The sequence below is a fragment of the Ruegeria sp. AG1 genome (assembly GCF_056541705.1).
Genome location: NZ_JBQFYU010000002.1, coordinates 336,667 through 348,541 on the forward strand (window position 1 = coordinate 336,667; position 11,875 = coordinate 348,541).

Annotated in this window: 9 protein-coding genes; 6 read left to right on the forward strand and 3 right to left on the reverse strand. The window is 59.0% G+C overall.

Features of this window, described 5'->3' with window-relative positions:
• The first annotated feature begins 65 nt into the window (after positions 1-65).
• The 3 genes from ACR0B5_RS04095 (at position 66) to cls (ending at position 4,161) form a co-directional block, all read left to right on the forward strand.
• A complete protein-coding gene (locus ACR0B5_RS04095; protein ID WP_247748279.1) occupies positions 66-1,676 on the forward strand; it encodes an arylsulfatase in 1,611 nt (536 codons plus the stop codon).
• Between the two features lie 73 nt (positions 1,677-1,749).
• Positions 1,750-2,724: an HAD family hydrolase gene (locus ACR0B5_RS04100; protein WP_480538571.1), complete on the forward strand. Its 975-nt coding sequence runs from the start codon at positions 1,750-1,752 to the stop codon at positions 2,722-2,724.
• Between the two features lie 24 nt (positions 2,725-2,748).
• A complete protein-coding gene (cls, locus tag ACR0B5_RS04105) occupies positions 2,749-4,161 on the forward strand; it encodes a cardiolipin synthase (protein ID WP_480538573.1) in 1,413 nt (470 codons plus the stop codon).
• Here cls and ACR0B5_RS04110 read toward each other — a convergent pair.
• On the reverse strand, positions 4,158-4,592 hold the full coding sequence (locus ACR0B5_RS04110; RefSeq protein WP_170373652.1) for a potassium channel family protein: 435 nt from the start codon (positions 4,590-4,592) through the stop codon (positions 4,158-4,160). The two genes, cls and ACR0B5_RS04110, sit on opposite strands and share 4 nt — an antisense overlap.
• A 159-nt stretch (positions 4,593-4,751) precedes the next feature.
• Between ACR0B5_RS04110 and ACR0B5_RS04115 the strand changes: the two genes are divergently transcribed.
• From ACR0B5_RS04115 to ACR0B5_RS04125, 3 genes are read left to right on the forward strand one after another with little or no spacing between them, the layout of a single operon-like run.
• Positions 4,752-5,399 (forward strand): ABC transporter ATP-binding protein, encoded by a 648-nt coding sequence (locus ACR0B5_RS04115; RefSeq protein WP_480538574.1) that lies wholly within the window; start codon positions 4,752-4,754, stop codon positions 5,397-5,399.
• Positions 5,396-7,801 carry an FtsX-like permease family protein gene (locus ACR0B5_RS04120; RefSeq protein ID WP_480538576.1) on the forward strand — a complete coding sequence of 802 codons (2,406 nt, stop codon included), beginning with the start codon at positions 5,396-5,398 and terminating at the stop codon, positions 7,799-7,801. The genes ACR0B5_RS04115 and ACR0B5_RS04120 overlap by 4 nt, the downstream gene beginning before the upstream one ends.
• Positions 7,791-8,831 carry a lipocalin-like domain-containing protein gene (locus tag ACR0B5_RS04125; RefSeq protein ID WP_480538578.1) on the forward strand — a complete coding sequence of 347 codons (1,041 nt, stop codon included), beginning with the start codon at positions 7,791-7,793 and terminating at the stop codon, positions 8,829-8,831. The genes ACR0B5_RS04120 and ACR0B5_RS04125 overlap by 11 nt, the downstream gene beginning before the upstream one ends.
• 1 nt (position 8,832) lies before the next feature.
• Here the strand turns inward: ACR0B5_RS04125 and ACR0B5_RS04130 are convergent, their stop codons facing one another.
• A complete protein-coding gene (locus tag ACR0B5_RS04130; protein WP_480538580.1) occupies positions 8,833-9,264 on the reverse strand; it encodes a universal stress protein in 432 nt (143 codons plus the stop codon).
• Positions 9,261-11,873: a TRAP transporter permease gene (locus tag ACR0B5_RS04135; protein WP_170548871.1), complete on the reverse strand. Its 2,613-nt coding sequence runs from the start codon at positions 11,871-11,873 to the stop codon at positions 9,261-9,263. The genes ACR0B5_RS04130 and ACR0B5_RS04135 overlap by 4 nt, the downstream gene beginning before the upstream one ends.
• Positions 11,874-11,875 lie beyond the last annotated feature (2 nt).

The following is an 11,875-nucleotide window of genomic DNA, read 5'->3' on the forward strand; positions in this document are numbered from 1 at the left end:
GTCGGCCGCTGCCATTAACGATAAAATTACCGGGCCATTAATTCCCGTTTACTGAGGAGTACTACATGTCACCTCCACGAATGATTGCTAACAATTGGCGCAGTGCGGTGCGCAGGGTCGCTGTTGCGACGGTTGCCGTTGCCCTTGCCCTGCCGGCTTGGGCGCAGGATCAAAAGCCCAATATTCTTGTGATATGGGGCGACGACATTGGTCAGTCGAATATCTCGGCCTACACGATGGGCCTGATGGGATATCAGACACCCAATATCGACCGCGTCGCCAAAGAAGGCATGATCTTCACCGACTATTACGGTGAGCAGTCCTGTACCGCGGGCCGGTCCTCCTACATCATGGGTCAGTCTGTGTTCCGGACCGGTCTGTCTAAGGTCGGGCTTCCCGGTGCTGATCTGGGAATGCAAGTCGAGGATCCGACCATTCCCGGCCTGCTCAAAGACCATGGCTATGTGACGGGTCAGTTCGGTAAGAACCATCTGGGTGACAAAGATGAACACCTGCCAACAAACCATGGTTTTGATGAGTTTTTTGGCAATCTTTACCACCTGAATGCCGAAGAAGAGCCTGAAAACGAAGACTATCCCGGCGATCGCGTGTTGGCCGATGGCCGTACCTTCCGCGAGGCGTATGGCCCGCGCGGTGTGATTAAATCCAAATCCGATGGCACGATCGAAGACACCGGCCCTCTGACCCGCAAGCGCATGGAAACCGTAGACGATGAGACCGTGGCGGCCGCCATCGATTTCATCACCCGAGCGCATGAGCAGGGTCAGCCCTTCTACGTCTGGTGGAACGGTACGCGTATGCACTTCCGGACCCACGTCAAAGACGAAATGCGCACTAAGGCCAACGAAATCTCGGGTCGTGTAGCCGATGAGTACACGGCAGGCATGATCGAACATGACATGCATGTCGGGCAACTGCTGGATTTGCTGGACGAGCTTGGCATCGCTGACAACACGATCGTTCACTACTCCACCGACAACGGTCCGCATATGAACACGTGGCCGGATGCCGCCGCAACGCCATTCTGGGGTGAGAAGAATACCAACTGGGAAGGCGGATGGCGTGTGCCCTCGATGGTGCGCTGGCCGGGCCAGATTGAGGCCGGTTCCGTCACCAACGAGATCGTTCACCATATGGACTGGCTGCCCACCTACCTTGCAGTTGCCGGCGATCCGGACATCAAGGAAAAGCTGAAAGCGGGCTATAGCTCGTCTGGTATGGGCCGTGACTACAAGGTGCATCTGGATGGCTACAACATCCTGCCCTTGCTGACCGGTGAGTCCACCGAAAGCCCCCGAAAAGAGATCTTCTACTTCTCGGATGATGGCGACCTGACGGCGCTTCGTTTTGAGGACTGGAAGCTGATCTTTCTGGAGCAGAAAGCATGGGCAACCTTGCGCGCCTGGATCGAACCCTGGACCGAGCTGCGCATCCCGTTGATCATCAACCTGCGCCGCGACCCGTATGAGCGCGCATACCGGACCTCGAACACCTACTATGACTGGCTGTTGGATCGGGCCTATTTCCTGGTTCCCGCCCAGCAATATGTCGGTACGTTCCTGAGCACGTTTGAGGAATTCCCACCGCGCCAGAAAGCGGCAAGCTTCAACCTAGATCAGGTTATGGAGAAGCTGACAACGCCGACCAACAACTAAAATTGGCGTTCAAATATACCGGGCCGCCCGTCATGGGGCGGCCCTTTTCCATTCCAAAACCACCGAGAATTTCATGAAACACGCTGTTCTAAGCGCTCTTTTGTCCGTCGCCCCTATTGCGCTGTTGGCGGACCCTCTGCCCAGTTGGACGCAAAGTGACTCGAAAGCCGCGATTGTAGAGTTTGTCGAGGCTGTGACTGACCCTGACGGCCCGGATTATGTCACCCCTGCAGAACGGATCGCAGTCTTTGACAATGACGGCACGCTTTGGGCGGAACAGCCTGTCTATTTCCAATTCATCTTTGCTATGGATCGGCTGGCCGAGTTGGCTGAGCAGGACCCAGGCATCCTGACCACTCCGACCTTGAAAGCCGCCGCTGAGGGTGATCTTGCGACCATCCTAAAAGGTGGTCACGACGCGTTGATCGAGGTCGTCAACGCCTCGCATTCCGGCGTCAGCGTCGAGGCGTTTCAGGCGGCGGTAGCCGACTGGCTTGCCACGACACAACACCCCGATACTGGTTTACCCTTTGATCAGATGACCTACCAACCAATGGTCGAGCTGCTGCGTTATCTGCGTGATGAGGGGTTCACGACGTACATTGTCTCAGGCGGCGGTCTTCATTTCATGCGCGTCTTTGCCGAACAGGCCTATGGCATCCCGCCTGAACAGATCCTCGGCACTTATGGCACCACCAGCTATGCGCAGATCGATGGTGTTCCAACCATCGTCAAGGAACCAGGCATCGCCTTTATCGACGACAAGGAGGGCAAGCCGATCAACATCGAACGCACGCTCGGCAAACGCCCCATTCTTGCAGGTGGTAACTCGGACGGCGATTTCGCCATGATGGAGTGGACAACGGCGGGTGATGGTCCGCGTCTTGGTGTTCTCGTCCACCACACGGATGCCGAACGGGAATGGGCTTATGACCGCGAAAGCGCAATTGGCCGTTTGGTTGACGGGCTGGATAAAGGCCCCGACATGGGCTGGGTCATTGTGGATATGGCGCAGGACTGGTCTCGCATCTACACTGGCGCCAACTAACCTGCGCCGGAGGCCCTCAACCCTATGTGGACATTGCTTGTTTCTGCCCTCGTTTTTTGTCTCTACGTGACAGCAGGCGTGTTCTCGCTACGCGCGGCACAAACTGCGCGTACCCCTCAGGGGGCGGTGGGCTGGGTGGTGTTTCTGATCTCGGCCCCCTTCTTTGCGGTGCCAATGTATCTGTTTCTGGGCCACCATCGCTTTCGCGGCTACCGCATCGCGAGGCAGGAAAGCGAGCGCGTCGTCGAAGGCATCAAGACCTTTGCCGACTATTCGAAACCCGATCCCTCGACCATGACACTCAACCCGCGCCCGTTCGAGGTTCTGGCTCACCTGCCCGTCTCACGCGGGAACGGGGCTGAGTTGCTGGTCGATGGGAAGGCCACGTTTGATTCGATTTTCAAGGCGATTGATGCCGCTAAAAACTACATCCTGATCCAGTTCTACATCGTCCGGGATGATACACTTGGGCAAGAGCTGCAGAAAAAGCTGATCGCCGCAGCCAAGCGCGGCGTACACGTTCGGTTCATGACAGATGCCGTCGGCAGCTACGGCCTTCCTCCCACATATCTCGAAACGATGCGCGAGGCTGGGATAGATGTAGCCGACCCCAAAGAACAACGTGGCCCGAACTTCCGGTTTCAGCTGAACTATCGCAATCACCGCAAAACGGTAATCATTGATGGCGAAACCGGATTCATCGGCGGCCACAATGTAGGGGTCGAGTATCTGGGCCAAAGCGAGCGTTTCGGCCATTGGCGAGATACCCACCTGAAAATGAACGGCCACATCGTGCGGCAGCTACAGCTGATTTTCTGCGAAGACTGGCACTGGGCGCGCGATGAGGATCTGATTGACCACCTTGATTGGGCAGGAAGCGAGGCCGAGCAGGACATGAATGCCCTTTTGGTGGCAACCGGGCCGGGAGATGACACTGAAACCGGCGCAATGCTGTTCTTTGCCGCCATCGCCGAGGCCAAGGAAAGGCTATGGATCGCCTCGCCTTATTTCGTGCCGGACATCGATATCATGACCGCCCTGCAGCACGCGGCCATGCGCGGGGTCGACGTTCGTATTCTGCTACCAGACGTGATCGACCACCGCCTGCCCTGGCTGGCCGCCTTCGCCTATTTCGATGAAATCCGAGACTGCGGCGTGCGGGTGTTCCGCTACACTGACGGGTTCATGCATCAAAAAGCGTTTGTGGTCGACGATGCCCTGGCTGCGGTTGGAACGACAAATCTGGACAACCGCTCATTCCGGCTGAATTTTGAGGCGATGGCGCTGTTCTTCGACCCACGCGCGGCGGAAGCCGTCAGTGAGATGCTCTCAGCCGATTTCGAGAACTGCTATGAGCTAACGCGATCCATGCCCCAGCAACCAGCCCATATCCGTTTTGGTGCCCCTCTGGCGCGGCTCTTTGCCCCTATTCTTTAAGAGAAAATTCGGTCCTGAAATACGCGCGTCATCATGGCAACCATGTAAGCGGTCGACAGGCCAAAGGCCAACAGCCCCGCCACAGAAGCGAAAGACCCGAAAATCCGAAGTGCCTCACCCAGAACAATGTCGCCGTAGCCCAGGGTCGTGAAGGTCACCAAGGAAAAGTAAATCGCGGTGTTCCAATCCGGCAGAACGTCGAGCAACACCCAGACGATCGCCCAAATCCAAACCTGAATGGTGTGGATCGCGACAATGAAAACGAGAGCCACCGCTATCGGCATCGCCGTGCCCATAAACACGCCTCTCTTTTCCAGATTGGTTTCCATCTTCATGATCACCACGGTACACCATGTCAAAAGCAGGATTTCGACCAGAAAACAAAGGCCCAGAAACGTGCTTCCCCAGACAATCTGATGTAGCAAGGTCATGTTTTTACGTCCTGAATCAAGCTGCGGTAAGGTCGTCTCAGCATGACCTTTGCGGCCCGCAAGCACAAGGGTACAGGCCGATGTCACGTATCAAGACCCAGTCGGCACTGGACAGCGGATCAAACAGTTGCACATCTAGGACAAAAAGCGAGGCGGATCATGCTGTTGTCGATTGAACATGTTCACAAGACCTATCCCGGTGGACGGCCTGTGCTGCAGGATGTCTCGCTGTCGCTGGACCACGGTCAAACCTTGGCGCTGACCGGTGAAAGCGGCAGCGGCAAATCCACCTTGCTGAATCTCTCGGCCGCGCTGGATCATTTCGACGCCGGAGAGATCACGTTGGACGGTATTGCTCTGTCGGGTCTGGATGATGCCGGGCGCGCCGGGCTACGACGGAAACACGTCTCGCTGGTGTTTCAGCAGTTCAACCTGATCCCATCGCTGACGGTCGCCCAGAACCTCTCCTTCCACGCGCGGCTGGCTGGGTGTCATGATCCAGACTGGGAGGCGCATCTGGCAGATCGCCTTGGCCTCAGCGATCTGCTGTCCCGCTTCCCTGAGCGACTGTCCGGCGGTCAGCAACAACGCGTCGCCATCGGGCGCGCGATGGCCGTGAGGCCGAAGCTGCTGCTCGCGGATGAGCCGACGGGCAATCTGGATGAAACCGCCAGTGCGGCCGTTCTGGATCTGATGCTGTCCCTCGTGACTGAGTCGGGTGCCGCGCTGCTGTTGGTAACCCATTCGCAAGATATCGCAGGCCAACTGGATCGCAGAGTTCATCTGGCAGGTGGGCGTATTCAATGACGGCTGCCATAATACAGGCGCTGACGTCTCATTGGCGGAGCCATTGGTTGCAGTTTGCTACACTGCTGATCGGGATCGCATTGGCAACCGGGCTTTGGTCGGCCGTTCAGGCGATCAACGCCGAGGCCCGCGCCAGCTACGCCCGTGCCAATGCGCAGCTTGCCCTCGGCCAGTTTGATGAGCTGCGCGACCCTTCCGGGGTGATACCGCTGAGCCGCTATGCCGACCTGCGCCGCGCTGGGTGGCAGGTCGCAGCGGTGCTCGAGGGGCCCTATCCCGTCCAAGGCCGAACGCTGCGCGTGTTAGGCGTCGACATGGTCGCCTATCCGGCCCTGCCTGCGATCACCGAAGCTGAAGCCGAAACGGATCCCGCAGATATCCTGACGGCACCGGGCCGCTTGCTGGCCTCAGCTGAGTTGGCCACCCTATTGCAGTCGCAAGACGATCTGCCGCCTGTCCTGATAACTACTGAGCTTCCACCCGATGTCATCCTGACCGACATTGGAGTCGCCGAAACCTTACTGGGCGCGCCCGGCCAGATCTCTCGCCTTGTGATTCTGCCGAACCAACCCCGATCGACCCCTCCACTGTCGGAAATCGCGCCCGAGTTGGAGCGGGTCAGCCACGCCTCACAAGTCGATACCGCGCAGCTGACCGACAGCTTCCACCTGAACCTGACCGCGTTTGGAATGCTGTCCTTTGCCGTGGGGCTGTTCATCGTGAACGGCACGGTTGGTCTGGCCTTTGCACAGCGTCGCGGCATGATCCGAACACTGCGCGCGCTTGGTGTCTCGATGCGTCGGCTGGTGTGGTTGATCCTGGCTGAACTTACCCTGCTGGCCCTGATCGGAGGCATCATCGGCCTGATCCTGGGATTCTTCCTCGCCGGAGCACTTTTACCAGATGTTGCCGCCACGTTGCGCGGCCTCTACGGCGCACCTGTTACCGGGCAATTGACCCTCCAACCCGCATGGGCGTTGGCCGGAATAGGAATGGCGCTCGGAGGCACTCTGATCGCTAGCGCACAAGCCCTTTGGCGCCTGTCACGAATGCCGTTATTGGCTGGCCCGGGCGTGCAGGCCTGGCGCGGCAGCGGGCAAGGCCAACGGCTGGCGGCCTACTGCGGCTTGGCGCTGCTTGTCTTCGGAGGCCTCGTCTACACCACGGTCGGAGGCCTCCTCGGCGGTTTCGCACTCTTGGCCGGTCTGTTGACCGGTGCAGCCTTGCTGTTACCGCTTTGCCTGTCCATTGCATTAAAACTTTGCGCCCGTCGCGCCCGCGGCCCGGTTGCGCAGTGGGTCTGGGTCGACATGCGTGCACAACTGCCCGGTCTGTCGCTCGCTCTGATGGCGCTGCTGCTGGCCTTGGCGGCGAATATCGGAGTGGCAACGATGGTCTCCAGCTTCCGCCTCACCTTTATCGGTTGGCTGGATCAACGACTTACGTCCGAGCTTTACCTGACCACAGAGAGCGACCAACAAGGGAGTGAGATTACCCAGTGGCTAGAGCCGCAAGTCACCGCAATCCTCCCCATCCGCAACGTGGAACTGGCGCATGAAACCGGGCCGTTGTTCCTGTATGGCGTGGTCGACGACCCGACCTACCGCCAGTATTGGCCATTGATTGCGCGCACCGATGATAGTTGGGATCGGGTCATGTCGGGTGATGCGGTGTTGATCAACGAACAGCTTGCGCGACGCGCCGACCTTTGGCCCGGTGACGTGCTGCGCTTTGGTCCGAACCACCAATTGCCGGTCGCGGGGGTTTACTCGGACTACGGGAACCCGACCGGACAGGCGATCGTTTCGATGGCGCAACTGGACCTGATCGCACCGGGACTAGAGGCGCGCCGGTTCGGCATTCGTCTCGACCCAAACCGCGCGACCGAGTTGGCGCAAACCCTGCGCGAGCGGTTCGATCTTGCGCCTCAGGCCGTCGTTCAACAGGCCGCGATGAAAGCCCAATCGCGCGCGATTTTTGAAAAGACCTTTGTTGTAACCTCGGCCCTCAATGTCCTAACGCTTGGGGTTGCCGGGTTTGCCATCCTCACCAGCCTCCTGACGCTCTGGACGCAGCGACTGCCCCAGATTGCTCCTGTTTGGGCGCTTGGGCTAGACCGCGCGCAATTGGCGCGGCTGGAGCTGTCGCGCAGTGCCATACTGGCCACGATGACGGCTTGCCTTGCGCTGCCGCTAGGACTGATCCTCGCCTGGGTGCTGCTGGCCGTAATCAATGTCGAGGCCTTCGGCTGGCGGCTGCCGATGTATGTCTTCCCATGGGACTGGCTGGTTCTCTTCCTGCTAACACTCGTTGCCGCGCTGGCCGCGGCCGCCCTGCCCGCCCTGCGTCTTCTGCGGCTGCCACCCGCTGAGTTGCTGAGAGTATTTGCCAATGAACGCTAAGGCCATTTTGATAGCCCTGCTGCTTCTACTCCCCTTTGGCGCGTTGGCCCAAGGCTACGCCGGGCTTGGCGGTTCTGCGGAAGGGTTCGAAGTCCCTCAGCGTGGTTACACGTTCGAATTCCCCGCAGATCACGGCCCTCATCCCGCGTATCGGATCGAATGGTGGTACCTGACGGCTAATCTGAAGGGCGACGATGGGCAGGACTATGGCATTCAATGGACCCTTTTCCGCTCGGCGTTGAAACCCTTTGAAACCGAAGGCTGGCAGAGCCCTCAGATCTGGATGGGTCATGCGGCCGTCACCACACCCGAACGCCACTTCTTTGCGGAACGCCTGTCGCGCGGTGGTGTTGGGCAGGCTGGTGTCGCGGCGCAACCGTTTGCGGCATGGATCGACGAATGGCGGATGAGTGGCCCGGACTTCGATACTCTATCCCTTACGGCCCATGGCGCGGATTTTGGCTATGACCTTGCGCTAAACGCCCAAGGGCCGTTGGTCTTTCATGGGGACGATGGCTATTCGGTAAAATCCGCCGACGGACAGGCAAGCTACTACTACTCGCAACCGTTCTACGCTGTGGAAGGCACATTGCACCTGCCGGACCGGGACGTCACGGTCACCGGTCAGGCGTGGTTGGATCGCGAGTGGTCCTCGCAACCGCTGGCCGAGGATCAGAGTGGATGGGATTGGTTCTCGCTCAGCTTTGACACTGGCGAGAAGCTGATGGGTTTTCGCCTGCGCGGCGATCGTCGGGACTATACGGCGGCCACTTGGATCAACTCAGATGGCACCACGCAGGCGTTGCCCGATGGCTCGGCCTCGTTCACGCCGCTTGAAACCGCACCGGTTGCCGGGCGAGACGTGCCGATACGCTGGAACGTCTCACTGCCGGATTATGACTTGGATGTTGAGGTCGCGGCCCTGATCCCCGATGCGTGGATGGGAGCGCGATTTGAGTACTGGGAAGGTCCGGTCACCGTCTCAGGCAGCCACGCCGGGCGCGGCTATCTGGAGATGACCGGATACTGATCTACCGCACAACGTAGACCGAGACGTTTGCGTGCCGCACCACACGGGCGGCATTCGGTCCCAGAAGATAGTCTTTCAGGTCCGGCTTGTGCGCACCGATAACGATCAGGTCCGACCCTGCACTTTCTGCTGTTTTCAGGATCTCTTGATAGGCTGTCCCGGTGGCGACGACATGTCGGACGGAGGCATTACGCTCAGCGCCCAACGTCGCCACGCACAATTCAGTCAATTCAACCTGCGCCTGGTCCAACGCCTTTTCGTGGTGGTCTGCCTCGAAGAACCCTGAGACCCAGCTTTCACCGTAGTCCGGGAGAACGGTCACCACATCCAGTTGCGCGCCGTCCATATTCGCCAGTGCGGCCGCTTTCTGTAATACAGGGCTGTCCAGATCACCATTGCTGATATCTACGGCGCAGAGAACCGATTGTGTCATGCCGCCACCTCTTCTTGTCTGGCGGCTCGGCCGCGTTGCAGGAAGGCGATCAAACCCAACAAGAGCATCGCCGGGATATAGATCAGCTGTTTCGGAGGCTGACCGGACGGCAGGCTGACCGAGCTCAGGCGCACCGCGTCATCGCCGTAATAGTCGAAAATGCCCAACTCATCCGCGACGGGCGAACCGAAAAGCGGCTCTTCGAGTTTGACCAATCCGTCCTCCTCCAACAGCAGCAGACCCATGGCATCAACGCGCGCTGCTCCGCCTTCTTCGTCGCCGACAGTCACGACAACGGTAGTGTCGGTCATCTCGAGCGTGTCGAAGTCAGGACCGCTGACAACAACGCGGACCTCGGTGCCCGGAGGGGTTTCTCCTATGGTCTCCACGAAGGCGGCTGGCTCGACCGAGCTAAAGGGTGGCGATATCCGGTCCATGAAGAAGTCTGGCCGGAACAGGGCAAAAGCCACCGCGATCAGGGCAACGCTTTCGTAGATGCGGTTGTGAGTCAGGAAATAACCCATGGTACCCGCCGTGAAGACCAAAATCGCAATCGTAGCGAATATGGCGACGGTGATCCCTTCGACCCATGTCACGTCGATCAGCAGCAGGTCTGTATTGAAGATGAACACAAACGGCAGCGCAACGGTCCGCAGGCTGTAGAAGAAGGCCGTGAAGCCAGTGCGGATCGCGTCACCACCGGACACAGCCGCAGCCGCAAAGCTTGCCAACCCGACCGGAGGCGTAACATCCGCCATGATCCCAAAGTAGAACACGAATAGATGCACGGCGATCAACGGCACGATCAGCCCGCTCTGCGCGCCCAATTCAACAACCACACCGGCCATCAAAGAGCTGACGACGATGTAGTTCGCTGTCGTCGGCAGGCCCATACCCAGGATCAGGCTAAGGATACCAACCATCACCAGCATCAGGATCAGGTTGCCGCCCGACAGGAACTCAACCAGATCGGCCATCACTTGGCCCACACCGGTCAGCGTCACGGTGCCCACGATCACACCCGCAGTGGCCGTGGCCAGTGCGATCCCGATCATGTTGCGCGCGCCGTCGATCAGGCCCTGCCAGAGGTCGGCAACACCGTCGATGAAACGGTTATAGACCTCGCTCTCGCCCCGGAAGATCGCCTTGAGCGGCTTCTGCGTCAGAAGGATCACGAACAGCAGCGCCGTTGCCCAGAAGGCGGACAGCCCCGGCGATTTCTGCTCGATCATCAAGAAGTAGACCAGCACGATGATCGGCAGCAGATAGTGCAGACCCGCCTTGTAGATGTCGGCGATGACCGGCAGCTCAACCTCTTTGGCGTTGGGATCATCCGGCTCAAGGTCGGGGACCTGCGCAGCCAGATACAGCAGCGCCACATAGACCGCACAGACGATCAGGCTCAGCACCATGCCAGCGGCGGTTGGCACCATGCTGGTGACCGCTTCGACCGGGTATTGCGAGCCGTAGCACAGACCAGCAAAGACGATGAAGAAGGACAGCATACCGACCACGGTCCGCGCGAGGTGAACCTCACGGTTGCCCAATGTCGGCATGTTCCGCTTAACGGCTTCCAGATGCACGATGTAGACCAGCGCGATATAAGAGATCGCCGCCGGCAGGAAGGCATGGGTAATGACCTCAACATAGGAAATGCCCACATATTCCACCATCAGGAAGGCTGCGGCCCCCATGACAGGTGGCATGATCTGGCCGTTCACGGATGAGGCGACCTCGACCGAGCCCGCTTGTTCACTAGAGAAGCCGACGCGTTTCATCAGCGGAATGGTGAAAGTACCGGTGGTCACAACGTTTGCAATCGACGAACCCGAGATCAGACCGGTCGCCGCCGAACCCACAACAGCCGCCTTGGCCGGGCCACCGCGCAGGTGGCCGAGGGCGCCGAAGGCCATCTTGATAAAGTAATTCCCTGCCCCGGCCTTATCGAGCAACGCTCCGAATAACACGAACAGGAAGACGAATTTCGTCGAGACTCCAAGCGCGATGCCGAACACGCCCTCGGACGTGATCCACATATGGCTCATAGCTTTTTTAAGACTCGCGCCTTTCCAGCGGATCACCTCAGGTACCCATTCGGACGAACCGAAGAAGACATAGGCTAAGAAGATCGTCGCAATAATCGCCATGGCCGGGCCTAGCGCACGACGCGCGGCCTCGAACAGTAGCAGCAACCCACCCAGCGCGACCCATTTATCGGTGTCGTCCGCCAGACCGCCCGCATTCACGATCTTGTCGTAGAAGAAATACCCATAGAGCGCCACAAACGCGCCCAGCAGGCCCATGATCCAGTCCTGCACGGGGATATAGTTCCGAGGGCTGGATTTCAGCGCTGGATAGGCCGCAAAAGCCAAGAACATCGCAAAGGCCAGGTGGATCTGGCGCGAGTTGTTGACTACGCTGCCGGGCAAAACAACGTTTGATACTGGCGAGGCCAAAACGACCTGAAACACCGACCAAAGCGCGGCGACAATTGCCAGAAAGATCCCGACACTACCGACCGGGTTACGACCGCCGGCATCGGAGGAGGCTACAAGCTCCTGAAGCTCTTCTTCGGATAGCGGTCGGTTGGATTGCGTGTCGGAACTCATAT

Coding starts and splice junctions, on each gene's coding strand:
- ACR0B5_RS04095 (WP_247748279.1), top strand. CDS start 66: ATGTCACCTCCACGAATGATTGCTAACAATTGGCGCAGTGCGGTGCGC.
- ACR0B5_RS04100 (WP_480538571.1), top strand. CDS start 1,750: ATGAAACACGCTGTTCTAAGCGCTCTTTTGTCCGTCGCCCCTATTGCG.
- cls (WP_480538573.1), top strand. CDS start 2,749: ATGTGGACATTGCTTGTTTCTGCCCTCGTTTTTTGTCTCTACGTGACA.
- ACR0B5_RS04110 (WP_170373652.1), bottom strand. CDS start 4,592: ATGACCTTGCTACATCAGATTGTCTGGGGAAGCACGTTTCTGGGCCTT.
- ACR0B5_RS04115 (WP_480538574.1), top strand. CDS start 4,752: ATGCTGTTGTCGATTGAACATGTTCACAAGACCTATCCCGGTGGACGG.
- ACR0B5_RS04120 (WP_480538576.1), top strand. CDS start 5,396: ATGACGGCTGCCATAATACAGGCGCTGACGTCTCATTGGCGGAGCCAT.
- ACR0B5_RS04125 (WP_480538578.1), top strand. CDS start 7,791: ATGAACGCTAAGGCCATTTTGATAGCCCTGCTGCTTCTACTCCCCTTT.
- ACR0B5_RS04130 (WP_480538580.1), bottom strand. CDS start 9,264: ATGACACAATCGGTTCTCTGCGCCGTAGATATCAGCAATGGTGATCTG.
- ACR0B5_RS04135 (WP_170548871.1), bottom strand. CDS start 11,873: ATGAGTTCCGACACGCAATCCAACCGACCGCTATCCGAAGAAGAGCTT.